The 26,206-nt window shown below is 64.9% G+C and carries 22 protein-coding genes and 1 tRNA gene; 8 read left to right on the top strand and 15 right to left on the bottom strand.

All coding sequences use genetic code 11. From position 1 onward, the window contains the following. Window positions 1-170: 170 nt before the first annotated feature. The 6 genes from ACNI3R_RS15580 to ACNI3R_RS15555 all read right to left on the bottom strand — a co-directional run bounded on the left by ACNI3R_RS15580 (window position 171) and on the right by ACNI3R_RS15555 (window position 3,333). The gene (locus ACNI3R_RS15580) at window positions 171-362 is read right to left on the bottom strand and encodes a hypothetical protein (protein ID WP_426184962.1); all 192 of its coding nucleotides are present in this window, start codon (window positions 360-362) and stop codon (window positions 171-173) included. After that, window positions 359-670 (bottom strand): hypothetical protein, encoded by a 312-nt coding sequence (locus ACNI3R_RS15575; protein WP_426184960.1) that lies wholly within the window; start codon window positions 668-670, stop codon window positions 359-361. Before ACNI3R_RS15575 ends, ACNI3R_RS15580 begins: the two co-directional genes overlap by 4 nt. Before the next feature lie 77 nt (window positions 671-747). Continuing rightward, window positions 748-1,299 carry a gamma carbonic anhydrase family protein gene (locus ACNI3R_RS15570; protein ID WP_426184958.1) on the bottom strand — a complete coding sequence of 184 codons (552 nt, stop codon included), beginning with the start codon at window positions 1,297-1,299 and terminating at the stop codon, window positions 748-750. Beyond that, a complete protein-coding gene (locus ACNI3R_RS15565) occupies window positions 1,296-1,826 on the bottom strand; it encodes a GNAT family N-acetyltransferase (RefSeq protein WP_426184956.1) in 531 nt (176 codons plus the stop codon). The genes ACNI3R_RS15570 and ACNI3R_RS15565 overlap by 4 nt, the downstream gene beginning before the upstream one ends. Further along, complete coding sequence (gene hemB, locus ACNI3R_RS15560) at window positions 1,823-2,815, bottom strand: porphobilinogen synthase (RefSeq protein WP_426184954.1); 993 nt, start codon at window positions 2,813-2,815, stop codon at window positions 1,823-1,825. The genes ACNI3R_RS15565 and hemB overlap by 4 nt, the downstream gene beginning before the upstream one ends. 80 nt (window positions 2,816-2,895) lie before the next feature. Continuing rightward, complete coding sequence (locus ACNI3R_RS15555) at window positions 2,896-3,333, bottom strand: hypothetical protein (RefSeq protein WP_426184952.1); 438 nt, start codon at window positions 3,331-3,333, stop codon at window positions 2,896-2,898. A gap of 275 nt (window positions 3,334-3,608) precedes the next feature. Here ACNI3R_RS15555 and ACNI3R_RS15550 point away from each other — a divergent pair, with 275 nt between their 5' ends. Together ACNI3R_RS15550 and ACNI3R_RS15545 are read left to right on the top strand one after the other, a co-directional pair. After that, entirely contained in the window at window positions 3,609-3,869 is a 261-nt protein-coding gene (locus ACNI3R_RS15550) for an AsnC family protein (RefSeq protein WP_426184950.1), read from the top strand. Between the two features lie 68 nt (window positions 3,870-3,937). Further along, window positions 3,938-4,846, top strand: a complete 909-nt coding sequence (locus ACNI3R_RS15545; protein WP_426184948.1) for a diacylglycerol/lipid kinase family protein — start codon at window positions 3,938-3,940, stop codon at window positions 4,844-4,846. Between the two features lie 9 nt (window positions 4,847-4,855). Here the strand turns inward: ACNI3R_RS15545 and ACNI3R_RS15540 are convergent, their stop codons facing one another. From ACNI3R_RS15540 to ACNI3R_RS15530, 3 genes are all read right to left on the bottom strand, one after another. Beyond that, complete coding sequence (locus ACNI3R_RS15540) at window positions 4,856-5,749, bottom strand: ROK family protein (RefSeq protein ID WP_426184946.1); 894 nt, start codon at window positions 5,747-5,749, stop codon at window positions 4,856-4,858. After that, window positions 5,746-6,864 carry a glycoside hydrolase family 68 protein gene (locus ACNI3R_RS15535; RefSeq protein WP_426184944.1) on the bottom strand — a complete coding sequence of 373 codons (1,119 nt, stop codon included), beginning with the start codon at window positions 6,862-6,864 and terminating at the stop codon, window positions 5,746-5,748. Before ACNI3R_RS15535 ends, ACNI3R_RS15540 begins: the two co-directional genes overlap by 4 nt. Window positions 6,865-6,949: 85 nt before the next feature. Then, window positions 6,950-9,406: a TonB-dependent siderophore receptor gene (locus tag ACNI3R_RS15530; protein ID WP_426184942.1), complete on the bottom strand. Its 2,457-nt coding sequence runs from the start codon at window positions 9,404-9,406 to the stop codon at window positions 6,950-6,952. A gap of 154 nt (window positions 9,407-9,560) precedes the next feature. Here ACNI3R_RS15530 and ACNI3R_RS15525 point away from each other — a divergent pair, with 154 nt between their 5' ends. Continuing rightward, complete coding sequence (locus ACNI3R_RS15525) at window positions 9,561-10,892, top strand: MFS transporter (RefSeq protein ID WP_426184940.1); 1,332 nt, start codon at window positions 9,561-9,563, stop codon at window positions 10,890-10,892. 4 nt (window positions 10,893-10,896) lie between these two features. On the opposite strand, the gene ACNI3R_RS15520 is transcribed toward ACNI3R_RS15525, so the two are convergent. The 6 genes from ACNI3R_RS15520 to ACNI3R_RS15495 form a co-directional block, all read right to left on the bottom strand. Next, entirely contained in the window at window positions 10,897-12,294 is a 1,398-nt protein-coding gene (locus ACNI3R_RS15520) for an MATE family efflux transporter (protein ID WP_426184938.1), read from the bottom strand. A 1-nt stretch (window position 12,295) separates the two neighbouring features. Next, window positions 12,296-15,052, bottom strand: a complete 2,757-nt coding sequence (locus tag ACNI3R_RS15515; RefSeq protein ID WP_426184936.1) for a valine--tRNA ligase — start codon at window positions 15,050-15,052, stop codon at window positions 12,296-12,298. 67 nt (window positions 15,053-15,119) lie between these two features. Beyond that, the gene (locus ACNI3R_RS15510; protein WP_426184934.1) at window positions 15,120-17,153 is read right to left on the bottom strand and encodes a S9 family peptidase; all 2,034 of its coding nucleotides are present in this window, start codon (window positions 17,151-17,153) and stop codon (window positions 15,120-15,122) included. Between the two features lie 71 nt (window positions 17,154-17,224). Next, a complete protein-coding gene (locus ACNI3R_RS15505) occupies window positions 17,225-17,689 on the bottom strand; it encodes a DUF2497 domain-containing protein (protein WP_426184932.1) in 465 nt (154 codons plus the stop codon). A 152-nt stretch (window positions 17,690-17,841) separates the two neighbouring features. Beyond that, entirely contained in the window at window positions 17,842-19,284 is a 1,443-nt protein-coding gene (locus tag ACNI3R_RS15500) for a TolC family outer membrane protein (protein ID WP_426185131.1), read from the bottom strand. Between the two features lie 56 nt (window positions 19,285-19,340). After that, on the bottom strand, window positions 19,341-19,985 hold the full coding sequence (locus ACNI3R_RS15495; RefSeq protein WP_426184930.1) for a protein-L-isoaspartate O-methyltransferase family protein: 645 nt from the start codon (window positions 19,983-19,985) through the stop codon (window positions 19,341-19,343). A 174-nt stretch (window positions 19,986-20,159) separates the two neighbouring features. Between ACNI3R_RS15495 and ACNI3R_RS15490 the strand changes: the two genes are divergently transcribed. From ACNI3R_RS15490 to ACNI3R_RS15470, 5 genes are all read left to right on the top strand, one after another. Further along, a tRNA-Cys gene (locus ACNI3R_RS15490) sits at window positions 20,160-20,233 on the top strand. Window positions 20,234-20,571: 338 nt separating this feature from the next. After that, complete coding sequence (locus ACNI3R_RS15485; protein ID WP_426184928.1) at window positions 20,572-21,306, top strand: DUF4198 domain-containing protein; 735 nt, start codon at window positions 20,572-20,574, stop codon at window positions 21,304-21,306. A 34-nt stretch (window positions 21,307-21,340) separates the two neighbouring features. After that, window positions 21,341-22,561, top strand: a complete 1,221-nt coding sequence (locus tag ACNI3R_RS15480) for a DUF1624 domain-containing protein (protein WP_426184926.1) — start codon at window positions 21,341-21,343, stop codon at window positions 22,559-22,561. 325 nt (window positions 22,562-22,886) lie between these two features. Beyond that, window positions 22,887-25,031 carry a TonB-dependent siderophore receptor gene (locus tag ACNI3R_RS15475; protein ID WP_426184924.1) on the top strand — a complete coding sequence of 715 codons (2,145 nt, stop codon included), beginning with the start codon at window positions 22,887-22,889 and terminating at the stop codon, window positions 25,029-25,031. A gap of 111 nt (window positions 25,032-25,142) precedes the next feature. Beyond that, on the top strand, window positions 25,143-26,072 hold the full coding sequence (locus ACNI3R_RS15470; RefSeq protein WP_426184921.1) for a 2-hydroxyacid dehydrogenase: 930 nt from the start codon (window positions 25,143-25,145) through the stop codon (window positions 26,070-26,072). Window positions 26,073-26,206 lie beyond the last annotated feature (134 nt).

The raw sequence follows: 26,206 nt of genomic DNA, 5'->3' as shown, positions 1-26,206 counted from the left end.
CGAAACCTCGATGCGGACAGAGAGCCTAGATAGGCCCCTGTCCGCATCGCGGCAACGGTGGCGAGAGCGGCGACAATATCTCTACCGACAGCGGAAGCCTGTCAGTTGCTTCCCCTCTGGAGCCACCGTGGTGCAGAGACGCGATCGAGCATCAGTGCAACCGAGCGCGATTATTGCGAATTCGACCGCCGTCGCTCCCGCCACCAGGAATGAAAAAAAATGGCCCAGCATAGACCGATCCAGCCAAGGATCGGGACAGGCTGATGGCCCGCCGCTCCTGGAGATTCGATGAGCTTGATACCGATGGCGAGGATCGTCACCACCAGCAACAACAAGCCCTGCTTCTTCAGCTTCGAGGTCATTTCTTCCTCTCGAGTTCGCGTAGCTCTTTCCATCCTCCCAAGCCCACTAGGGCTGCACCGCCGATGCCCTCTATAGCGCTGCTCGGTACGCCCGCGAGCGGCGCTCCAAGGGCGATCACCCCCAAATCGGTCACGACACCCTCCTTGTCGATCGCGTTGCTCGGATCGAACCTGTCCCGATCATAAGCGGGGTGCAGACGAGGCGGCAATTCAAGCGAACTGCCCTGCCGCCGGATATAGCGATTGCGCCCGGGATCTGCCGAAACGAACCCTTTGGGAATGTCGTAAACCTTGTACCGCGTGCCCATGCCTTGTCTCCCGATGTCGAGATCAGTCGGCTGTCACAGAATGCCCTACATGAAAAGAACAAATAAGGAACAATAAGTCAACCAGCACCATTCCCCGCTTCCGCCAGCGCCCGCTTATGCTTGCGCGCCTCGACGACATAGGCGGCAACGCCTTTCTGGTTGTTCGCCATCTCCTCGGGGGTCAGGTCGCGCATGTAGCGCGCAGGTCGGCCGCTCCACAGCTGGCCGCTGGGAATGCGCTTGCCGGGGGTGAGCATCGCGCCCGCCGCCAGCATCGCGTCGGACTCGATCACGCAGCCGTCCATCACCAGCGCGCCGAAGCCGACGAAGGCGCGGTCGTGCAGCGTGCAGCCATGGACGGTTGCCATATGGCCGATCAGCACGTCCTCGCCGATCACGGTCGGGTGGGTGCCGGTCGAGATGTGGATGACGCTGCCGTCCTGGACGTTGGTCCGCGCGCCGATGTGGATGATATTGCCGTCGCCGCGCACCACGACATTGTACCAGAGGCTGGCTTCAGCCCCGATCCGGACATGGCCGATCACGCGCGATCCGGGCGCCAGGAAGGCGCTCTCGTCGATCTCGGGCGTGGCGCCCTCATAGGTCAGGACGGTGTGGTCGTAGTTCATTGCGGTCTTTCGATGCTGTAGGTGACATGGGCCTTCAACCGCTCCTCGAGACCGGGCAGCGGATGATCGAAGTCGAGGTCGTGACGGCGCGTCATGCCCAGCCGCTCCATCAGGCCCCAGGAGCGGACATTGGCCGGCACGGTGATCGCCCAGATGCTGTCGATGCCATTGGCCCAGCCCCAGTCGAGCGACGCCTGTGCTGCTTCGCGGGCATAGCCCTTGCCCCAATGGGCCCGCGCCAGCCGCCAGCCGATCTCGGTTCGCCCCTCGACCGGCGTGCCCGCCGCCCCCGGCTTCAGCCCGCAGAAACCGATGAAGTCTCCGCTCCCCCGCTCCTCGACCGCCCAGAAGCAATGGCCGAGCGTTTCAGCCAAGTCCCGCTGCCGCGCGATCCCCGCCGCGACGTCCTCTGCCGTTTGCAGCGGGCCGAGATAGGCCATCACCTCCGGATCCTGCCCCATGGCGAGGAAGGGTGCGGCATCGGCATCGCGCCAGCCGCGCAGGATCAGCCTGTCGGTCTCGATCATGCGCCCATAAGGCGCGCGGCATGGAGCGCGTGATAGCTGAGCACGCCCGAGGCGCCGGCGCGCTTGAACGCCATCAGCGTCTCCAGCACCATCGCGTCGCGATCGGCCGCACCGGCGGCGACGGCATGCTCGATCATCGCATATTCGCCGGACACCTGATAGGCGAACACCGGAACCTCGAACCGCTCCTTCACCAGCCGGACGATGTCGAGATAGGGCAGCCCCGGCTTGACCATCACGCTGTCGGCACCCTCGGCGAGGTCCAGCGCCACTTCGCGCAGCGCTTCCTGCGCATTGGCAGGGTTCATCTGATAGCCCTTCTTGTCGCCCTTCAGCAGGCCGCGCGTGTCGACCGCGTCGCGGAAGGGGCCGTAAAAGGCCGAGGCATATTTGGCGGCATAGGCCATGATCTGGACGTCGACATGGCCCCCGGCTTCCAGCGCCTCGCGAACCGCGCCGATGCGGCCGTCCATCATGTCGGACGGGGCGACGATATCGCTGCCCGCTTCGGCCTGGACCAGCGCCTGCCCGACCAGGATCTCCTTGGTCGGATCGTTGAGGACATAGCCCTCGGCGTCGATCAGCCCGTCATGGCCGTGGCTGGTATAGGGATCGAGCGCGACATCGGTCAGCAGGCCGATATCGGGCACCGCATCCTTGATCGTCCGGATCGCACGGCACATCAGATTGTCGGGATTGAGCGCCTCGCGCCCGTCGTCGCTGCGCTTCTCGCGCGGGGTGTTGGGGAACAAGGCGAGGCACGGAATGCCGGCGTCCCGCGCTTCCTTCGCCTTCGCCGCGATCTGGGACAGCGGCCAGCGCGAAATGCCCGGCAGCGAGGCGATCGGCTCGACCTCGTCGCCATTGGCGATGAACACCGGCCAGATCAGGTCGGCCGGGGTCAGCACGGTCTCGGCGAACATCGCGCGGCTCCAGCCGTAGCGGCGGGTACGGCGGAGACGAAGGGCGGGGAAGGATGGGTGAGTCATGACGCAGCTTTAAACCCGGCGCGGCACAGTGCAAAGCCGATGGCGTCGGGGAGGAGAAATCATCCCCTCCCCTTGCGCCGTCAGCCGACCTGTTCGGGTTCGGGCGCCCAGGCGACGCCGTTGATGTGCGACCCGCCGTCGACGAACAGCGTGTTGCCGGTGATGTTGTTGGCGAAGACGCCGATGATGCCGGGCCCCTGCCCGCGGATGTAGAAGCCCGCCTCGTTGCGGTTGTTCCGGAAGATGTTCAGCGCCGGGGCCGTCTGGCGAAGCGCCTCGGTCGACAGGATGCCGCGATCGGCCAGCGTTTCGCCCGACAAAGCGGTGATGGCCATGAGCACGTTCTGCAGCGCCTCGTCGCGGCGGCGTGCGGTGACGACGATGTCGCCCAGCTTGACGTCCGTGTCGGCCGCCTGAGGTTCCGTTTGGGCTTGGGCTTGCTGCGCCTGCACCGGCGTTCCCGCGAAGAAGATCCATCCCGCGACGCCCAGCCGCAGGACGCTCTTGGGCGTCTTCATAATCTCTCCCTCTCCTCTCCGGCTTCTTGCCAGCTATTGGCGGAAAGCGGGACCGACGCGGGGTAACCGCGACTGTGCGCGGGCCCATCCACTGATTGGCGGATCCTGGCCTGATGGCGGTCCATAGCCGTCATCTTTTGGGCGGATCATTACGCAAAATCCCTCCGATGGATTTTCATACGCGACCAATGCGCAATGCGCATATCTCCATTCTACGCTTTGGCATCATTGCGGGACGCTGGGCGATGGAAGAGAGGATTCGGGCGGGAGCTACCATGGCGGACAGCACCGATTTCGCCTTCGATGCGCTGGACCGAAAGATCGTCGACCTGCGCAAGGCGAACGGCCGCATTTCGAACCAGGAGATCGCCGAACGGTTCAAGGTGACCCGCGCCTCGGTCGGCCTGTTCGACAGCCGGGAGGAGATCGGCGCGATCACCTCCGACCTGCTCGAAGGAGTACCGGGCGTGCTCGACGTGCAGGTGTCGATCGTGACGCGCTCGATCAAATATAATGAGCGCATCGCCAAGCTCTGACGCCTCACCCGCAAAAAAGCTTGAGACGGAATTGCGCCCGAAACGATTCTGATGCGTTGTGGCTGCGCATGACACAGCCCCACTCCCCCCGCTCCGCCATCCTGATCGTCAACGCGATGTCGCGACAGGGCAGAGACCTGTTCGCCCAGGCCTGCGCAGGGCTGAAGGCGGCGGGCATCGACCTGATCGACGCGGTCGCGGTGGAGGAGCCCGGCTCGCTCGAACGCCACGTCCGCGAAGCCATGGCGAAACGGCCGCCGATGCTGATCGTCGGCGGGGGTGACGGCACGCTGTCCGGCGTGGTCGACGCCATCGTCGGAACCGACACCGTCTTTGCGGTGCTCCCGCTCGGCACCGCCAACAGCTTCGCGCGGACCCTGTGCATCCCGCTCGACCTGGGCGGCGCGATCGGGGTCATCGCCTCGGGCGCGCCGCGCCGGATCGACCTCGGCATGATCGACGATGATTATTATTGCAACTGCGCCGCGATCGGTCTGTCGACCAAGATCGGGGGGCAGATCCCGCCGGTCCTGAAGAAGAGCCTCGGCCGCCTCGGCTATCTGATCTGGGCGACCTGGCAGTCGATGAAATTCCGATCTTTCCGGCTGATCGTCACTCAGAATGGTCAACGCCACGAGATCGATGCGCTGGAGGTGCGGATCGCCAACGGCCCCTATCATGGCGGCGTCGAACTGGTTGACGACGCCGATCCGCAGAGCGGCGAGATCGTGGTTCAGGCGGTGGTGGGTCGTTCACCTGTCCAGCTGGGATGGAGCTGGTTCACCAGCTGGCTGCGCCTGCGCGCGCGCAAGGACACCACTGTCGAATATCGCGGGCACGAGATGCGCGTCGAGACCGTTCCACCGCTCAAAGTGTCGATCGACGGCGAGGTGTTGGCCAAGACCCCTTTCACCGCCCGCGTCGCCCCGGGCGTGATCAATGTGATGGCCCCCGTAGAGTGCGTCCAGCCGGGCTGAAGGCCCCGATCAGAGCGCCAGCGCCACCCTGCCCAGCATCACCGCCCCCAGCGGTCCCGCGTCGCTACCGAGACCCGGTGCCACGATCAGCCGTGCCATCGCGGCCTCATCGAGATCGTCGAGATAGTCGTTGAGCAGATAGCCGGCATGGCGACGGATCATCGGCAGCAGGCCCGGCCGCAATTGGGGCACGCCGCCGCCGATCACGAAGCGCTGCGGCGACAGGGCGAGGATCAGCATCGCCGCCCACTCGCCCAGGTCCATCGCAACGCGCCGCCACAGCAGATCGCCGTCGTCGACCTCGGCCAGCGGCCGGCCGGCGCGCGCCATCAGGCCCGGACCGCTGACAAGGCCCTCGATACAGTCGCCATGGCTGGGGCAACCACCGGGGAAATCATCGCCCGCCTGCCGCCGGATTCGCATATGCCCCGCTTCGGGATGCATGCGGCCATGGAGCGGCCGGCCATCCACGACGACGCCCAGCCCCACCCCCGTACCGACCGTGGCGTAGATATGCGCAGCGCAGCCCTGCGCAGCGCCCCACCGCCCTTCGGCGAGCGCCGCGCCGTTGACGTCGGTGTCGATGGCGATCGGCAGGTCGAACCGCTCCCGGAAATGCCCCAATATGTCGACGCCGGCCCAGCCGGGCTTGGGCGTGCGTCCCATATGACCGAAGCGGGGATGCGCAGGATCGAGCAGCAGCGGGCCGAAGCTCGCAATCCCGATCGCGGCAATCGGCTCTTCCGCAATCCAGCGCGCCAGTTCGGTCGAGATCAGCCCCAGCGTGTCCGGCGTGCCCGTCGGCCAGCGCTCCTGCCGCAAGATGGTCCGCCCGCGCGCCAGGCTGGCGATGCACTTGGTACCGCCCAGTTCGACGCCCGCAATCAGGACCTCGTCGGTCATGCGACGAAGGCCCGGTCGCCCTCCAGGCGCAGCGTGAGTTCAGGGGACGGCATGCCACCGAAATGCGCGCGGGCCTCGGCAGCGTCAACCGGCGGCTCGGTCAGGCCGACCATGTCCGCGAAACTCTGCACGGTCAGGTCGGGCAGGACGAACCAGCTGTACGACTGGAACGGCGCCTCGGGCGGGTTGGCGAAGACGAGCCCGCTGCGGTTGATCGGGCGCCAGGGCCCCGCCAGACGGTCCGCCACCATCCCGTAAATCCCGTTCGGTCCCGCCTGAATATCGGGTGCGAAAACCTTTTTCTGGGTCGACCAGAAGAGATAATAGCGGCCAGCGTGAACGACGACGTGCGGGCGTTCCAGCTCGTTGTTGACTCCCTCGGCATCGATCACCGGGGGCAGCAGCGTCCAGCGGCCATCCGCCTCGCGGCGGGCCGCGCCGACATTGCCGTTCCAGTTCGATGCGGCCTGTGGGTTGGATCCGGCGAAGAAGACATAGTCGCGCCCGTCGGCCGGATCGCGGAAGAAAGACGGGTCGCGAAAGGCCTTGATCGTGCCGATCCCGCCGCCGCCTTCCATGTCGCGCACATAATGCTCGCCATCGGGCACCACCATTTCGCGCGGCGGCGACCAGGTCGAAAAGCCGATCGCATCGCCTTCGATCCGCAGCGTCGCCTGCGTCTCGAACAGCCGCTGACCGAAGCTCAGCGGCTCCTCACCGCGTTGCCCGGCGACGGTGTAGTAAAGGCTGACCGTCCGATGGTCGGGCGAGATCACCGCCGAGCCCGACCATTCGCGGCTGCCCGGCGAGAAGTCGTCGGGAAAGAGCAGCCCCAGATCGCGCCAGGCGCCGTCCTTGCGGTGCAGCAGGCGCAACCGGGCATGACCGTGGCGCGCATCGGGATCGGGCTGGAGCGGCGCCGACAGGAAGATGAAGAGCTGCCCGCCCGCGATGTCCGCCTGACGCCCATCCTCTTCCTGGATCGGCCAATAATCCCAGAGGTCGACATCGGGCAGGATCGGCGCCGGCCGCTCGATGACGGGGGCAACCGCCATGGCGTGCGGGTCGAGCGCGGCGAGATGGTCGGCGGTCCAGCGGCAGGCCATCGAAGTCATTCCCGGATCATAGGCTTGAAGAAAAATGCCATGGCCCCGCCGAGACAGGAGGGAACGGCGGGGCCATGGGTCCAGGCGCTGGCGCCTAGAGCTCGTAGCGGATCGAGGCAGAGATGGTCCGGCCGTTGATCGAGCGCGCACGGACGATGCCGTTCGCCGGGATCGCGCCCTCTTCCGCCTCGGTGAAGCCCTTCACGTCGAACAGGTTGTTGGCGTTGACCGACAGCATCACCCGCTCGATCGGGCGCACCGTCGCAAACAGGTTCACCTGGGTGAAGCCCGGGAGCTTCAACTGGTTGGTGTCCTGCGCATAGCTGCTCGACGTGCCGACCACATTGGCGCCGACCGAGAAGCGGCCATCGTCATATTGCGGGGTCAGCTGATAGATGAACTTCGCCTGCCGACGCGGCTTGTTGCCGACCACCGCCGGGTTGAGCACGTCCGAGGCGATCTTCGCAACGGTATAGGTGCCGCCCGCCGTCAGGCTGAACGCACCCATCCGATAGCCGCCTTCGAGCTCGAGACCGGTCGCGCGATAGGTACGGTTGAAGAAGGTCTGCGTCGTCGCCTCGAAATTCTGCTCCTCGGTGCGCGCGTGGAACAGCGTGGCGTTGACCGTCAGCCCGCCGTCGCGGAACTTCACGCCACCCTCGAGCTGGCGGACATAATCGACCGCAGCGCTCTTGTCGGTCAGCTTGCCGGTGGTCGTGTTGACCGCCGGGCCGAACAGCAGGCGATCGGCATTGGCGCGCGCACCGCGGCTGTAGCGGGCGAACAGCGCGAGGTTGCCGGTCAACCGGTAATTGGCGCCCAGCGAGTAAGAGAAGTAGTTGTAGTTATAGTCGACCGGCGCGGCGCTGCCGAGCGGGATGACGCCGACCTTGGTCTCGGGGATCGAGATCACGCCATTGCCGTTCATGTCGCGGCTGATCACCCCGACCCGGCCACCGCCGAGATCCGCACCGGCCACCGATCCGTTGGCGCTGCCGAAATCGTAGCGGATGCTGCCGTCGAGCGTCAGCTTGTCCGCCGCCAGGCTCAGCGAGGCGAAGGGGGCGTTGGTGTCATAGCGGATGTCGTAGCTGCGGCGGCAGCAATTGCCGAAGAAGGTCGCGCCATAGCCGAAGATCCCGCCCTGGGTCAGCGCCTGGCCCGCGCCGTTGGTGAGGTTCACCAGCGCCGCATTGCCGCCGCCGGTCACCTCCAGCAGCGATGCCGTCCACAGCCAGTCGGTGTCGATCGTCTGGCGCGACTTGTAGAAGCCGCCGGTGAAGGTCAGCTTGCCGAAGCCGGTCTCGAAGTCGCGGCTCAGGCGGATGTCGTTGGTGATGTTGTCGAGGCTGTTGAGCTTGACGTCGAACAACACGATCTGCGCCAGATAGGCGCTCGGCGAGAAGGCCTGGCCGGCGCGCGGGCCATTGGCATAGGTCAGCGTCGAACCGGCACCGCCCAGCGAAGCCGCGATCGCCGCACCCGTGTCGACCGACGCCGGGAAGGGCGAGGTGAAGCCGCCGGAGATGTCCGAATAACGGAAGCGTTCGGTGACGTTCCAGCCGCCGCCTAGATCGAACTGCGCCTCGAGCCCGACCGCCTTGACCAGAGGACGCTGACCGTCGCGGATGTCGCGGGTGACCGGATTGTTGTTGCCGTCCAGCGTGACATTGTCGCGATAATAGCGCGAATGCAGCGTATCGCCGTTGATGCTGAAGCCCGGCAGATTCTGATATTTCGGATCGGCGTTGGTGCCGGTCACCAGCACCGGATTGGGCAGATAGCCGATCGCGCGGTCGTTCAGATATTTGCCGTAGAGGCGGATATAGCCGCTGTCGAATTCCTTGGTGACGTTGAACTTGATCTGGCCGCCCTTGTTCGCGTCATAGCCGGCTTTGCGCGGACCTTCGCCCTGGCGATAGAAGCCGCCGACATGAAAACGGACGGTGTCGCTGAGGCGACCGCCATAGTCGAAGTCCATGCGCCAGTCGCGATAGTCGACACCCGCAGTCGCCTGGACCGCGCCGCCTTCCTGCTCGCCGGTCTTGGAGATCAGGTTGATCACGCCGCCCGGCGCGTTCGACGCGAAGGTCGAGGCCGAACCGCCGCGAACCGACTCGACCCGGCCGACGTTGAAGTCCGACCGCATGAAGATGTCGGCATTGCCGAAGGTGATGTCACCGAACTCGAGAACCGGAAGGCCATCTTCCTGCAGCTGCAGGAACTTGGAGCCGCCAGAGGCGACCGGCAGGCCGCGCACCGAGATATTCGCATTGCCTTCGCCGCCCGAGGACTCGGACCGGATGCCCGGCAGATTGCGGAAGATTTCCGCCACCGAACGCGGCGCGACTTTCGCGATTTCGGCCTCACCGAGCGAGCTGACGGTGACGCTGGTGTTGAGCCGGTTCGAACTGCGCGCGACTGCCGTGACGACGATTTCCTCGCTTGAGACGATGGCGTCGGCCGGAGCCTCCGCTTGCGTCTGCGCAGACAGAGGGGTCGCCGCGATCAGGGCGACGGAGCTGAACAGGACTGCCCGAAAATGCCTCATTATCTCTCTCCCACGCCGATCTGAGCTCGGCCTGAACACAGGATGCATAGAACCGAAAACGATTGCAAGAACAAATTGCAATCGTTTGCAGATGGGATTACAAATTGCTGACAGGCCATATAAAAGAGGCCCGAACGGGATGGAGAGGAAGGGCATGCACGCCTCCATGACGACCAAGCCGCGCCTGTCCCTCGGGCGAATCATCCAGATGAACCTCGGCTTCCTGGGGCTGCAATTCAGCTTCGGGCTCCAGCAGAGCAATATGGGTCCGATCTACAGCTATCTGGGCGCGGACGAGGCATCGATGCCGCTGCTGTGGCTCGCCGGCCCGATGACCGGACTGCTCGTCCAGCCGGTGATCGGCGCGCTGAGCGACCGCACCGTCACCCGCTTCGGCCGCCGCACGCCCTATTTCCTGATCGGCGCGGTGCTTTGCAGTCTCTGCCTTTTCGCCATGCCCTACAGCCGGGAACTCTGGATGGCCGCGAGCCTGCTGTGGATCCTTGATGCGGCCAACAACGTAACGATGGAGCCCTATCGCGCCTATGTCAGCGACCGGCTCGACGAGGCGCAACGCCCCTTCGGCTTTCTGACGCAGAGCGCCTTTACCGGGCTCGCCCAGACCCTCTCTTATCTTTCGCCCTCGCTGCTGGTCTGGTGGGGCTTCGATCTGAATGCGCTCGATCCGAACGGCATCCCCGTCGTCACGCGGATCGCCTTCATCATCGGTGCGGTGCTGTCGCTGTCCACGATCCTCTGGTCGGTGTTCCGCGTGCGCGAATTGCCGCTGTCGCCAGAGGAGATCGCGGCAATGCGCGCCGAGCCGATGTCCGTGCGGACCACGCTGCGCGACCTCAAGACGGCGATCGTCGAGATGCCCACGCCCATGCGGCAACTTGCGGTCGCGATGCTGTTCCAGTGGTATGCGATGTTCTGTTACTGGCAGTACATCACCTTCGCCCTCGCCCGCTCGCTGTTCGACACCGCCGATCCGATGAGCAGCGGCTTCCGACAGGCGGTCCTCGTCAACGGCCAGATCGGCGGCTTCTACAATTTCGTCGCCTTCCTCGCCGCCTTCGCGATGATTCCGCTCGCCCGCAGCATCGGGGCGCGGTCGGTCCATGCGGCCGCGCTGGCCGCATCGGGCATCGCTATGGTCGCCCTGCCCTATACGCCCCACGGACTGCTGCTGCTGCCGATGATCGGCATCGGCATCGGCTGGGCTAGCATGATGGGCAACACCTATGTCATCCTGTCCGACAGCATCCCGCCGAACCGGACGGGCATCTACATGGGCATCCTCAACATGTTCATCGTCATCCCGATGATGATCGAAAGCCTGACAATGCCGTTGATCTACCGCCCGCTGCTCGCCGGCGATCCGCGCCATGTCCTGATCCTCGCCGGCCTGCTGATGGCGGCCGGCGCCATCGCGACGCTGGCGATCCGGCAACGGCGCCCGGCGGGGACCCCAGCGCTCGCCTGATCCGTCAGGCTGGCACGCGCTCCGCCGCCAGCGCCTCGTCGGCGAGCGAACGGTTGCGCCAGCCGCCGCGCACATAATAAGCCCAGGACAGAAGCGCCACGATCAGCGAGCTTGCCGGGAAGGCCCACCACAGCGCATCGAAGCCCAGCCAGGGCTTGGCCAGCACCGCAAAGCCCAGGCGGCAGATCACGAGCCCGACGATCATGATCAGCAGCGGCGCCAAGACCACGCCATTGGCGCGCACGGTCGCGAAGAAGACCATCGTCATGCCCGAGAAGAGGAAGCTCCACCCTGCGATCAGCTGGATTTCGCGCGCAATCGGTATCGCGGGGCTGTCGGTGCCGAGGAACAGCCCCAGCACCGGCCGATCGAACAAAGTCAGCAGAAGGACCAGCACGCCGGTCAGCAGGAAATTGTAGAGCAGCCCGCTGCGCGTGATTGCGCCGACCCGGTCCCAGCGGCCAGCTCCGATATTCTGTGCGGCCATCGCGCTGACCGCCGAGCCGACCGCCAGCGCCGGCATCTGGACATAGTTCCACAGCTGCGCCGCCACGCCATAAGCAGCCGTGGCGATGACGCCCGCATGGTTGACGAGGCCGATCATGACGAGGCCCGTCGCGGTCAGGACGAACATCTGAAGCCCCATCATCACGCCCTTCGACAGGATCAGGCGTAGCAGGGTCCACTGCGGCAGCAGATAACGGAATTCGACACCGCGCAGCCGGACCGGCAGGTCGCGCCAGTAGACGACCGCCATCATCCCCGTGAGCGACACCGCATTGGCGATCAGCGTCGCGATCGCCGAGCCGACCATGCCCAGCGCGGGAAAGGGACCGATACCGATGATCAACAGCGGATTGAGCCCCGCGTCGATAATCGTCCCGCCGATCATGAACCAGAGCGGGGTCATCGCATCACCGACCCCGCGCAGCGACATCATCAGCAGGACGACGAGCGCGCTGAACGGCAGGCCGAGCAGCATCATCTTGAGATAGGCCGAGGCGAGCGGCGCCGCATCTGCGGGGGTACCAAGCAGGTGGAGCAGCCGATCGGTGAAGCCGACCCCGACCGCGACCATCACGAAGGAAATGCCGAGCAGCAGCCCCGCCGCCGCGCCGAACACGCGCCGCGCGGCGTCCACATCGCGACGCCCGACATGCTGGCCGATCAGAATCATCGCCGCCATCGCGAAGCCGAACAGCGCCGAGAAGATCAGGAAGATGATGTTGGTGGCGTTGGCGGTCGCCGCCAGCGCCTTCTCCCCGAGGAAACGCCCGATCCAGATCGTGTTGATCGAGGCGTTGAGCGACTGGAGGACATTGCCCGCCAGCGTGGGGATGGTGAACAGCAGCAGGGTCTTGCCGATCGGCCCCTGCGTCAGGTCCCGCTGCTGTTGCGCCATATCAGCCAAGCCGAGCCAGCGCTGCGCTCAGCTGTTCCGCCTCCAGGCTCTTTTCGGCATGATCGGCACGCGCCTTCTCGACCGCCTCGGGCTTGGCCTTTTCGACGAAGGCCGGGTTGTTGAGCCGGTTGGCGAGCCCGTCGCGCTCCTTCTCTGCGGCGGCGATCGCCTTGGCGAGGCGGGCGCGTTCGGCGTCGAGGTCGATCACGCCCTCAAGCGGCAGCACGAAGGTGGCCTCGTCGACCACCACCTGCGCGGCGCCGCCAGCCGGCGCTTCGCCTTCGGCCGGGTCGATGCGCGCAAGCCGCGCGACCGCCGTCGCATTGGCGCGCAGCCGGGCGAGCGTCTGCTCGCTCGCGCCCCGGCTATAGGCCGGCAGCCGCGTTCCCGGCGGGACGTTGAGACCGTTGCGCGCGGCGCGAACCTCGCTGACCAGCCGGATCAGCCAGTCGATCTCGGCCTGCGCATCGGCATCGATCGCGTTTTCGTCGAACAGCGGCCATTTGGCGAGGATCAGTTCATAAGGCCGCTCGCCGAGCGCGTGCCACAGCTCCTCGGTGATGAACGGCATGAACGGATGCAGCATCACCAATATCTGGTCGAGCACCCAGCCCGCGACGGCGCGCGTCTCGGCCGCCTGTGCCGGATCGGCATCTTCGCCGAGCAGCGGCTTGCTGAGTTCGATATACCAGTCGCAGAAGCTGGCCCAGACGAAATGGTAGATGCTGTTGGCTGCCTCGTCGTAGCGCAGATCCTCGATCGCGCGATCGAGCGCCTTCACCGTCTTCATCGTCTCGGCGACGATCCAGCGGTTGACCGCCAGCTGCGCGGCGGGGGCCTCGACCGACGTCGAGGCGCCGATGCCGTTGCCCTGCGCGAAGCGCGCGGCGTTCCACAACTTGGTCGCAAAGTTGCGATAACCCTCGACCCGCTTCTCATCGAGCTTGATGTCGCGGCCCTGGCTTTCCATCGCGGTCAGCGTGAAGCGCAGCGCATCGGCGCCATATCTGTCGATCAGGCCGAGCGGGTCGACCGTGTTGCCCTTCGACTTCGACATCTTCGAGCCATCGGCGGCGCGAACGAGGCCGTGCAGATAGAGCGTCTTGAACGGCACCTCGCCCATGAAATGCAGGCCCTGCATGATCATGCGCGCATCCCAGAAGAACAGGATGTCGAAGCCGGAGATCAGCACGTCATTGGGGTAGTGGCGAGCCAATAAGCCCCTCTCCTTCAGGGGAGGGGTTTGGGGTGGGGCCTCTCCTCCTTCAGACGATGGGCTTGGCGAGGCCCGCAGGCCCCACCCCTCCCCCTCCCCTGAAGGGGAGGGGTTGCCCATCACCTCGTCGGGCCAGCCCAGCGTGCCGAACGGCCACAGCGCGGACGAGAACCAAGTGTCGAGGACGTCGGGATCGCGGGTCAGCGTCCTGCCGCCGGCCAGTGCCTTGGCCTCCTCCTCGGTCTCCGCGACGAAGACATTGCCGTCCTCGTCATACCATGCCGGGATCTGGTGCCCCCACCAGAGCTGGCGCGACACGCACCAGGGCTGGATGTTCTCGAGCCAGTTGAAATAGGTCTTCGACCAGCTTTCCGGCACGATCCTGATAGCGCCAGAGCGCACCGCCTCGATCGCGGGCTTCGCCAGCGTCTCGGCATCGACATACCATTGGTCGGTCAGCCAGGGCTCGATCACCGCGCCAGATCGATCGCCCTTCGGCGTCTGGATCACACGGTCCTCGATCTTCTCGAGCAGGCCCGCCGCCTCGATCGCCGCGACGACGATCTTGCGCGCCTCGAAGCGGTCGAGGCCGAGATAGTCGGCGGGGATCAGGCCATCGCTGGTCTGCACGACGCGCGCGTCGGCATCGAGCATGTTGAGCATCTCGCCCGGCTTGAATCCGGCGCGCTTGCCCACCTCGAAATCGTTGAAGTCATGGCCTGGCGTGATCTTCACCGCGCCCGAGCCCAGCTCGGGATCCGCATGCTCGTCGGCCACGATCGGGATCAATCGACCGGTGATCGGCAGGCGCACCTGCTTGCCGATCAGCGCCTTGTAGCGTTCATCCTCCGGATTGACCGCGACCGCCATGTCGGCGAGCATCGTTTCGGGCCGCGTCGTCGCGACCGAGATCGTCCCGCTGCCGTCAGCGAGCGGATAGGAGAAGTGCCAGAAATGGCCCTGCACCTCCTTGGTCTCGACCTCGAGGTCCGAGATCGCGGTCTTCAGGCCGGGGTCCCAGTTCACCAACCGCTTGTCGCGGTAGAGCAGCTTCTGGTTGTAGAGGTCGACGAACACCTTGAGGACGGCGCGCGAGAAGCCCTCGTCCATGGTGAAGCGCTCATTGGCCCAGTCGCACGACGCGCCGAGGCGGCGGAGCTGGCGGGTGATCGTGCCGCCGCTCTCTTCCTTCCACTCCCACACCTTGGCGATGAAGGCGTCGCGGTCGAAATCGGTCCGCTTCTGCCCCTTGGCGTTGAGCTGCCGCTCGACCACCATCTGCGTGGCAATGCCGGCATGGTCGGTGCCGACCACCCACAGCGCATCCTTGCCCTTGAGCCGCGCATGGCGGACGAGGACGTCCTGCAGCGTGTCGTCGAGCGCATGGCCGATGTGAAGGCTGCCCGTCACGTTGGGCGGCGGGATCACGATCGTGAAAGGCTCGGCATCGGGACGCTCCGGGCGGAACAGTCCCTTGTCTTCCCAATGGGTGTACCAGCGGGCCTCGATGGCGGCGGGATCGAACGTCTTGTCTATCGTCATGGTGGCGCAGGCTTTAGCGGGGAGAACCGCCCCTGCGCCACCCTAATCTGCCGACTGTCCGTTGCGATCAGTTGGCCTTGGTGTGCTTGTTCATCCAACCGAGCACCTCGTCATACCATTGGATGCTGTTCTTCGGCTTGAGGATCCAGTGGTTCTCGTCCGGATAGACCACCAGCCGCGCCTCGACGTCGCGACGCCGGGCGGCGGTGAAGGCGGCGATGCCCTGGGTATAGGGAATGCGGAAATCCTTCTCGCCATGCAGGATCAGCATCGGCGTCTTCCACGCCGTCACATGGTTGACCGGGTTCCACTTCTCGTAATTTCCGGGCACCTCGAAATAGGGGCCGCCATGCTCCCACTCGTCGAACCACAGCTCCTCGGTCTCGTAAGACATGGCACGCGCATCGAAGACGCCGGCATGGGTGACGAGGCATTTGAAGCCGTCTGGCCAGTTGCCGGCGATCCAGTTGGTCATGTAGCCGCCATAGGAACCGCCCGCCGCACAGGCGCGGCTGCCGTCGAGCCAGGAGAAGCGCTGCGTGACGGCGGCAAAACCCAGCTTCAGGTCCTGCAGCGGCTTGCCGCCCCAATCCCGGTTGATCGCGTCGGTGAAGCCCTGACCGTAGCCGGTCGATCCGTGGAAATCGACCATCACCGCGCCATAGCCGGCGCCGGTGAAGACCGCCGGGTTCCAGCGATAGGACCAGCCGTCGCCGAAGGAACCCTGCGGCCCGCCATGGATCAGGAAAGCCATCGGCGCCTTCGCGCCTTCGGCGAGCCCGGCGGGCTTCAGCACATAGGCCCAGACGGTGTCGCCATTGGCGCCGGCGAAGCTGACATGCTCGACCGTCGGCATGTCGATCCCCGTCAGCCGCTCGCGGTTCACCACCGTCAGGCGGACGGGCTTGCCCTTGCCGCTGACCGCATAGAAGTCGGACGGCGCAACCAGGCTGTTTAATGTATAGACATAACCCTTGGGCGTCGCGAGGACGCCGCCCGCCGTACCGCCCTCTGTCAGGCGCGTCACCTTGCCCCTGGCGACATCGATCGCGAAGATCGCGCCGGTGCCGGTGTCTTCGGCGGTGACGTAGAGCGTCTTGCCGTCCTTCGACCATGACAGGCTGTCGGCCGAGCGGTCCCAGCCTTCGGTCAGCACGCGGGTTTCCCCGGTCGCGAGGTTGCGCAGATGCACCACCAGCCGGTCGGCTTCGTAGGTCGGGCGCTTCATCGCGACATAAGCGAGCCACTTGCCATCGGGCGAGACGCTGGGCTTGCTGTCGGTGGCCTTGTTCGCGGCGGTCAGGTTGACCGGGGCTGCCGATCCGTCGGCGGGCACCGCGAAGATGTCGAGATTGGTCGACAGCGGCTCGGTCCGCCCGGCCTCGCGCAGGGTGAAATAGACGGTCTTGCCATCCTTGCTCCAGCTGACCTCGCTGCCGTCGCCATAGGGTTTGGACGGCGCATCTCCGACGAGCGCCCCGACCAGCGGGACGCCGTTGCCGCTAGCCTTGCCCGCCGACAGCGGCAGGACGAACAGCTGCGAGCGCTGGCCATCGGCCCAGCTGTCCCAGTGGCGCACGAAATAATCATCATAGGTCCGGCCGCTGCCGCCCTTGGCCTCGGGCTTGGTGTCGGCCAGCGAACGGGCGCCGACCGGACGGTCGGCCCAGACCAGCAGCTTGTCGCCGGTCGGGGCGATCCTGAAGCCGCCGACGTCCTGATCGGCGACCAGCTCTGGCGTGCCGCCACCCACGGACACGCGCCAGATCGCATTCTTGCCGTCCTTGTCGGCGGTGAAGAACACCCACTGGCCGTCGGGTGCGAAGGCCGGGCCGCTTTCGTTCTTCGCGGGATCAGCGGCCAGCTTCTCGGGAAGTGCGCCCTTGCGGCTCAGATCGAGCCGCCAGAGATCGGTGCGCCCCTTGTTGGCCGCCAGATCGGTTTCGCGCTGGTCCCAGACGAGCCAGCGGCCGTCGGGCGACACGTCGGCGCTACCGATGCGGGACAGGGTTGCGACGTCGGTGATGGTAAGGGGGCGGGCATGGGCGGAAGCGCCGATCCCCGCCGCTAGGCCGATGGCCAGAAGCGAGATTTTCTGCATGGCGAAGGGCTAGCCCAATCGCGCGCCAGCGCCAAGACCGTGTCACCGCCGCGATATGGTGGCGCCCGCCGTCAGCCGTCCTTTTCCATCATCCGACGAATTTCCGCCTGAACGAGGCGCTCGACGATTTCGGGCAGGTTGCGCTCGACCCACTGGGTCAGGATCGGCTGCAGCGCCTCACGGACCAGCGCATCGAGCGTGATGTCGCCACCCGCAGCGCGCGGCGCAGGCGTGCGCGGCAGCAGGTCGCGGGGCACCGGGCGGGACACCGTTGCGGGCGCTTCGGCCTCGGCCTGGCGCAAGCGCTCGACGGCACGCTGCACCGGCCGTGCTTCGGCGGGACGCGGCGGAACCGGCGCCGGTTCGGGCACCGCATCGGTCAATTCGAGGATCGAGTCGGGGACCTGGGGACGCGGCGGCGGGGGGGGCGTCTCGCTGCGGATCGGCCAGGGCGGCGGCGGGTCGCGATCGGCCGGCGGCGGCACCTGCCCGAGCGGCAGGCGCGCAGGCGCGGGCGCCCGATTCGGCGCAGCCATCGGGGGAACCGGCGCAGGCGGGGTGGTTGCCGCCTGCCGTTGTGCGATCGGCCTGGAAGCTGCGGGTTCGTCGGAAATGATGCGCTTGATGGAAGCCAATATGTCTTCCATCGACGGTTCGGGACGCGGTTCGGCCATGGGCCGAATATAGGCTATTTTCCGGGCGTTTCCACAGCGCTGTGTGCGGGAACTGCGGAAACGCTCGGTTCCTTCCGGGTCGATGTCGCGACCGGCTTCGGTCTTGGGTCGCTGTCCCAGTCCCAGATCCGTCCGTGCACCCGCTTATAGTTCGACACCGGGTCGTACAGCGACCCGCCATCGAGCCCGAGAGTCTTGGCCTGCGCGCGGCCCATGGCAGCGAGCAGCGCGAAGCCCGCGACATAGGCATCGCGCTTGGCCGAGACGAGCGTCGAGCGCGAATTGAGCAGTTCCTGTTCGGCATTCAGAACGTCGAGCAGGTTGCGGTTACCCACACCCTGTTCGGCCCGAACGCCTTCGAGCGCGAGTTCGTTCGCCGAGACAGCCGCTTCCGACGAGTCGATCACGCCCAACGCCGCTTCGTAGCGGGCATAGGCGATGCGGGCATCGGCAATCACCGCACGCTCGGCGGCCGTCTCCGCCTCGATCGCCTGGCTCTTGCGCGCCTGCGCCTGTCGGACGCGCGCAGCCGGCTCGCCGCCCTGATAGAGCGGAATCTGCGCCTGGAGGCCGACCGTGGCGGTCTTGTCGATCTGCGCGACACCGGCAAGGCCACCGGCGAGCGTGCCCCGATAATCGGTGTAGTCGCCCTGACCGAAGGCCTGGAGGCGCGGCATCCGCGTCGCTTCGGCAACGCCGATGTCATATTGTGCGGCGCGCGTCGCCTGACGGGCTGCGGCAAGATCGGGGTTGTTGGCGACCGCCAGTTCGACCGCATCTTCCGAGCTGGCCGGCAGGCCCGGCAGTGCCGGCGGCGGCTCCAGCGTGTCGGGGAAGGTGCCGACCACTTCGAGATAGGTCTGCCGGCTGGCGTCCAGCTGAGCCTGTGCCGAGCGGAGATTGGCGCGCGCACCGGCCAGCCGGGCTTCGGACTGAGCCACGTCGGTGCGGGTCAGGTCGCCGACTTCGAAGCGGTCGCGGCTCGCCTGGAGATTGGTCTCCAAAACGCTGACATTGCCCTGGTTGAGGTTGACGATCGCAGTGTCTCGGATGACGTCCATATAGGCCGCAACGGCCATCGTGAACACATTGGCCTCGGTCCCCAGCAGGCTCGCCCGCCCCTGCTCGACACGCGCCTTGGCCGCGCGGATCGAATTGCGGATGCCGCCGCCCTGGTAGATCGGAACAGTTACGGTCGCGCCGGCCTGCAGCGCGCGCTTGGGGAAGGTGAAGGCGTTGGCCGAGCGCTTGACGAACTCATTATAGCCAGCGGTCGCGGCGACATCGGGCAGCCCCGGAGCGCGCGCGATCTCGACCCCTTCGTCGGTGGCGCGGAGCCCTGCCCGCGCACCCGTCAGCGTCGGGTTCGAAGCATAAGCGCGGCTTAGCGCCTCGCGCAGCGTCTCGGCCCTGGCCGGCGCGGCCGAAAGGGCGAGCGCCAGCATCGCGGCGGACATATGGAAACGGCCTGCCGCTTTACCCCCAAGCTTCGATGTCACCTGTTACATCCCTGTCAGAAGCTGAATCCGGCAGGCTTCTCGAAACCGGGAAGGATGGCGGCATCGGCGTCGGCGAACGCCGTCGTCCCGAAACCCTTGCCCGCCTTCGCACCCGAGACCAGTCGGCTGATGCCATTTTCGATCAGCGCGCCGACCAGGCGCCCACCATCCGCAAGCTGATCGACCAGCGCCTGCGGAAGCTGCTCCACGGCGCCATCGATCAGGATCAGCGAATAGGGTGCGCCCTTCTTGCTGCCGGCGGTCAGCGCCGCCTTGACCCAAGTGGCTCCCGGAACGGCCGCCTTGCCCTGCGCGAACAACGCCTCGTCCTCTTCCACCGCGACGACGCTGGCGCCGAGCGCGAGGAGCAGGGCCGCCGTATAACCGGTCGCCGCGCCGATGAGCAGCACGCTGTCTCCGGCCACGATCTGCGCCCGCGTGAGCAGACGGCCGGTCACCATCGGCGGATTGAGCGAACGCCCATGGCCCAGCGGCAGAGCGATTTCGGCATAAGCGATCGCGGCCTTGTCCGCGGGTACGAAGCGCTCACGCGCGACCTCGCCCATGGCGGTGACGACGCGTGCATCGCTGACCCCGGTGGTCCGGAGCTGGCTCACCACCATCGCGCGACGCATCTGCTCGAAATTCTGCTCGGTCACTGGGTTTCCTGCCACTTAGTGTCTTAGCCATACAATACAGTACGGACAGCTTCAAGGCTTTATCGCCTCGACGCATTTCCGCCAAGCATGATCTGGGGATTTGGGCAAAAGACGAAGATCGCTGCCAATGACGGTTGACAATCCCCCCCGCCCCCGCCATTTGCCCGCTCCACTGGCCCGATGGCGGAATGGTGACGCAGCGGACTGCAAATCCGTATATGCCGGTTCGATTCCGGCTCGGGCCTCCATACATCGTTGAAACGGCCACAGCGCTCCGACTCCGCGACAGTCGCCCGCTCATGCTCACCCGTTCGAATGCGCCCTCGGCCAGCCATGCAGCGCAAGAACCTACCGGCACAAATGGCTTGCCGGGCCGTTCCTGCGCGGGCGGCGAGTGATCTCTCAGGATTGCGCTGCGGAGCAGGCAGCCAAGTCTGCAGTATGAATCCGCCATTTGCACAAGGCAGCACGACAGAATGCTGCCGTCACAAGGCAGAGTTCGAAAGGAAAGACTGTTCAGGCGGCCTAACCTGATCATCCAGAGCCACTTTGGCCCGGGAGAGACGCGATGCGCAGACGTTCCCGATTGCTTGCGACGATCTTCAGCGGATCCCTGATCTGTGCAGCCCTTGCTGCCAGCGCTGCGCAGGCCCACGGTATCTGGTTTGCCCAGCGGGCGCGGCAATTGGCGCTGGTCTATGGCGTAGGGGCCGATGATCTGGATGCGGTGAAGCGCATGCCGCTAGTCCATGCGATTGTCGGTCTGGATGCCATGGGCCAGCCGGTGCCGACCAAGCTGCGCGCGGCGGGCGCCATTCCGGTGGTTGAAAGCGATCGGCCAGTGGCGCTGGTTGCCGCTGCGATGGACTATGGCCTGTGGAGCAAGGACAAGGCCGGGGTTTGGCACAATATGGGGCGCGACGAGGTGCCTGATGCGGTGGTTTCCGAGCATAACTTCAAATATGCGGTGCATCTGACAAGCCTTCCGAAGCAGCCGGTGCCGCTGCTGGCCGGGCATGGACTGCAGATCGTTCCCGAAGGCACGGCAATCCCGCAGGAAATGGGCAAGCCGCTGCGCATAAGGGCCTGGTTCGGCGCCAAACCTGCTCCGGGCGTTGCGATTCACGCCGATTTTGTCAACGATCCCGATCATGTGCAGGCAATCACCGATGCGCAGGGTTACGCCACGGTTGCCCTGCGCAATCAGGGCCTCAATGTGGTCATGGGCGTGCTGATAACGCCGAGCGACAACCCGGCGAAATATACGCGGATGGAGCATTCGGCGTCGCTCTCGTTCGTGCTTCCGCACGCGGAAGAGTGACTGCGCAACCGATGTATCGGCGAAGGGAGCCACGATGACTGCACATCCCGTATCTGTGGCTGTTTCTGCATCGAGCGCCTTGCCCGCATCAGCGTCGGACACCCCCGCGACGGCACGGACGCGCTTGCAGGCGATCGATGCGCTGCGCGGGCTCGTCATGCTGTTCATGCTGGTGGATCATGTGCGCGAGACCTTCTTCCTTCACCTGCCGGTCAGCGACCCCGTTGATGCGACCACCACCGATCCGGGGCTATTCTTCACGCGGTTGCTCTCAACCTTTTGCGCGCCGACCTTTGTGGCGCTGACCGGACTTTCCGCCTGGCTCTATGGCCAGTCGCACACGAAGACGGAGGTCAGCAAATTCCTGCTGAAGCGCGGGCTGTTCTTGATTTTCCTGGAACTCTCCGTGATCTGCTTGGCCTGGCCGACACAGCCCTTCGGATTCCCTCCGGCGCGGTTCTGGTTGCAGGTCATCTGGGCTATCGGCATTTCGATGCTGGCGCTTTCCGCGCTGATCCACCTGCCGCGCGGGCTGCAATTCGCGCTCGGACTTGCGATATGCACCCTGCACAACCTGCTCGATCCTATCGTGCTGACGTCGCAGGACAGCGGCCATGCGATCTGGGCGGTGCTGCATCAGCGTACCGTGATCGATCTCGGTGCAGGTCTGACTGCGAAGACGACCTATCCGGTGCTGCCGTGGATCGGGGTGATCCTGCTGGGCTACGCCGCTGGCCCGTGGTTCGGCAAGGGCAGCGATCCGGGCCTGCGACTGCGGCGGCTGGTGATGCTGGGCTTTGGCATGATCGCGGCCTTCGTGCTGATCCGCTATGCCAATGTCTATGGTGACAAGCCGTGGTTCACGGGCGACACCCCGCTGCGCACGGTGATGAGCTTCCTTGCGCTGACCAAATATCCGCCCTCGCTGCTGTTCTTGCTGCCGACGCTGGGCGCAGGCGTACTGTTGCTGGCCTTGTTCGAGAAATATCAAGACAGCGCGGCGCTGCCGCCTCTCACCCATCTCGGTGGGGCACCGATGTTCTTCTATATCCTGCATCTCTACATGCTGAAACTGGTCTACCACGTGGCGCTGGCGCTGTACGGCCCGGTCAAGGGCACCGTGTTCGGCGTGGACAATCTTTCGACGCTGTGGATCTGGACGGCCCTGCTTGTGGTGCCACTCTATCTTCCGACCCGCTGGTTCACCGGGGTCAAGCAGCGCCGCAAGGATATCTGGTGGCTCAAATATCTCTAGCGGCTCGACAGGCGATAGAGCCGTAGCACGGGACAATAACTCCGGCCCTGGTCAGCGGATATCGCTCCAATCCAGCGACAGCATAAAACGCCGGTGTCATCGGGATTTCACAATCTTTACCCGTCAGGGCCGATCGGTTCGATGCAAGATTCGTCTGCAGCCCCATAGTCTCTCCGTAATAAACATAAAACGCAGGACGGCTCGACAGCCGATTTCGCTCTCTGTTGATCTGAAATTGTCACACGGGGCGCGAAATCAGACCTTACGCATCAGGAATGGGGGTGAAGTTGCTATGAAGACACAATTTCCCGTAGCAGGAGCAGCAATGAAGGCCGCACTGCTTTTCGGCGTGGCAACAGGAGCAATGCCGACCGTAGCGCAGGCGCAGACTGCGCCTGATGTCGAGGAAGCGACCTCTTCGCCAGACGAAATGATCGTGATCGGCCTTCGTCAGCAGTACCGTGGTGACGTGCCGCTTTCCGCCGTTCCCCAGAGCGTGCAGGTGATCGAGTCCAAGACGCTGCAGGACCTCAACATTACCCGTCTGGACAATGCGCTCGACCTTTCGAGCGGCATTGCCCGCCAGAACAACTTCGGCGGCCTGTGGGATGCCTTTGCCATCCGCGGCTTTGCGGGCGACGAAAACTTCCCGTCGGGCTTCCTGGTCAATGGGTTCAATGGTGGCCGCGGTTATGGCGGACCGCGCGATGCTTCAAACATCGAGAGGATCGAAATCCTGAAAGGCCCCAATGGTGCCGTGTTTGGCCGTGGCGAGCCGGGCGGTACGGTCAACATCATCACCAAGAAGGCCCAGACCGACAAGTCGTTCGGATCCCTTGCGGTGCAGGGTGGCAGCTGGAACACCTATCGGGTCGAGGCGGACTATAATCTCGCCCTCTCCGACACGCTGGCGATCCGCCTCAACGGCGCTGCGCAGGACGGCGACAGCTTCCGCGATACGATCAAGCAGACCCGCTATGTCCTGACCCCATCAGTCCTGTTCAAGCCCGCCGATGGCACGAAACTCTCCTATGAAATGGAGTTCGTGGACAACAAGGTACCTTTCGATCGCGGCGTGCTGGCGATCAACAATGTGCTGGGCCGCATTCCCAATTCGCGCTTTCTGGGCGAGCCGGGCGATGGTCCGATTCACGTCAAGGTGCTGGGTCACCAGTTCCAGCTCGAACAGAAGCTGAGCAGCGACTGGTATCTGCTCGCCGGTCTGGGCTATCGCGACACCAGCTTTGTCGGCTTCGGCACGCAGGCTGAGCTTGCGCTCGGCCGGCAGGCGATCGACAATGATTTCACCAACCTGACCCGCCAGCGCAATCTGCGCGACTATGACACCACGAACCTCTCGGTGCGTGGCGAAGTTTCGGGCAAGCTCTACACCGCCGGCCTGACGCATCATGTGCTTCTGGGCGCGGACTTCGACAAGTTCGACATCGATCTGTTTCAGAGCCGCTACCGTCCGCCCAATTATGTAGCGGGCACTGCGCTGACCATCGCGAACAATGCTGTGAACGTGTTCAATCCGGTCTATGGCAATCGTCCGGTGCCCAATGCCGTGATCACCAACAGCGACGAAGAGCAGAAGGCCTGGGGCATCTACTTCCAGGACCAGGTCGATCTCTCGGACCGCCTCAAGCTGCGCTTCGGCGCTCGTTATGACAACTTCCGCCAGCATATCCTCAACCGGATCAACAACCGGGAGTTCAATGTTACGCAGAAGCAGTTCAACCCGACTGCGGGCATCCTCTACAAAGCTACAGATTCTGTTTCGGTCTATGGCGGTTTCGGCGAGGGTTTCCGCCCGAACAGCGGCGTGGACGCTGCCGGCAATCCTTTTGCGCCAGAATTGAGCCGGTCATATGAAGTGGGCATGCGCTTTGCCGCACCGGACGACACGATCAGCGCCACTCTGGCGGCCTTCACGATGAAGAAGAACAACATCCTGACGGCGGATCCGAATCCGAACAATGCCGGGTTTTCGATCGCCGGGGGTGAGGCCCGTTCACGTGGTATCGAGTTCGATCTCAACGCCAACCTGCCGGGCGACATCACCGTGATAGCGACATATGCCTATCTCGATGCCACCTGGACCACCGGATCGCTCGACAAGGACTTCGGCCTGACGATCAACCCGGGTGACCGCCTGATCAACATTCCCAAGCATGCCGCCAACCTCATCGTCAGCAAGGGTTTCATGATCGGCGACCAGCGTTTCACCCTCGGCGCAGGCATCAACTATGTCGGCGAGCGGCTCGGCGAAACGGCGAGCACGTTCGAACTGCCGGGTTACATGTTGACCCGCCTGATGGCGACGTACGAACCGCTCGACAACGTCCGCGTGACTGCCGACGTGACCAACCTGTTCGACAAGCAATATTATGCCGCGTCCTACTCTCGGCTGTGGATCGCGCCCGGTGCGCCGCGTGCGTTCAACGTGCGCGCGACATACTCCTTCTGAGCCGGGAGGAATATGGAGGGCGGGCAGGCACGTCCTGCCTGCCCTTCCGTCTGTTCGCTTGCCTGACCGGCCGACATTGACATGACGCGCCACCCAAGGAACGCAGAAGACATGACGTTTCTCTATCACGGGCTTGAAGCGCGCGGCGCGATCTGGGCGGACATCATGGCATCGCGCGTACCGCAATTGCCGTTCTTGCGATGGGGGCGCGATGCCGTGGATCCGGCGCAGATACGCTATCTGGCCGCGTGGAATGTCCCGCCAGATTTCATTGCGCAGTTTCCCAATCTTGAAATGCTGTTCAGCGTCGGTGCGGGGATCGATCAATTGCCGATTTCTGCACTTCCGCCGCAGGTTCGCGTGGTGCGTATGGTAGAGCCCGGCATCATCACCGGCATGGCGGAATATGTCGCCATGGCCTGCCTTGCGCTGCATCGCGATCTCCCATTCTTCCTTGCCGAGCAGCGCGCCGGGCGCTGGACCTATCGTCCTACGCGCCTTGCCGCAGAAACCCGCGTGGGTGTCATGGGGCTCGGCGAACTGGGTAAGGCCGCCCTGGCAAGGCTGAAACCGCTGGGCTTTCTGCTTTCGGGCTGGAGCCGCAGTGCCCACATGATCGAAGATGTGACCTGCTTTGCCGGCCCAGAAGCGATGAACGCCTTCCTGGCACAAAGCGACATCCTCGTCTGTCTGCTGCCGCTAACCGATAAAACGCGCGGCATTCTGTGCCGTGAAACCTTTGAAAACATGCCGCGTGGCAGTGCCGTGATCAATGTCGGGCGCGGCGGGCATCTGGTGGCAGATGACCTGATCGCCGCGCTAGACAGCGGGCAACTGCGCGCGGCGATGCTGGATGTCGCAATGCCTGAGCCCTTGCCCCCGGGCCACGCATTCTATGACCACCCCGCGGTTTTCCTTACCCCCCATGTCGCTGCGGAGACGCGCCATGCAAGTGCCGGGGAAGTGCTCGCCGACAATGTGCTGCGCCTCCTGGCTGGCGAGCCGCTGCTGGGCGAGGTGGACCGGACGCGCGGCTATTGAGGCACGGCATGTCATGCCGTGAACCTGCCGCAAAAAGTGCCCGGGATGGTTTCTCAAAGCAACGAACGGGTGCAAGTTCCGCTTAGGGGGTGGTGATCTTGTAACATCGCAGACCGCTTCCCGGGCTTGCCCGG

The sequence above is a fragment of the Rhizorhabdus antheiae genome, assembly GCF_049889055.1.
In the GTDB taxonomy this organism is placed as follows: Bacteria; Pseudomonadota; Alphaproteobacteria; order Sphingomonadales; family Sphingomonadaceae; genus Rhizorhabdus.
The sequence above is the reverse complement of the archived record's forward strand: the minus strand, read 5'-3'. Positions and strand labels throughout refer to the sequence as shown.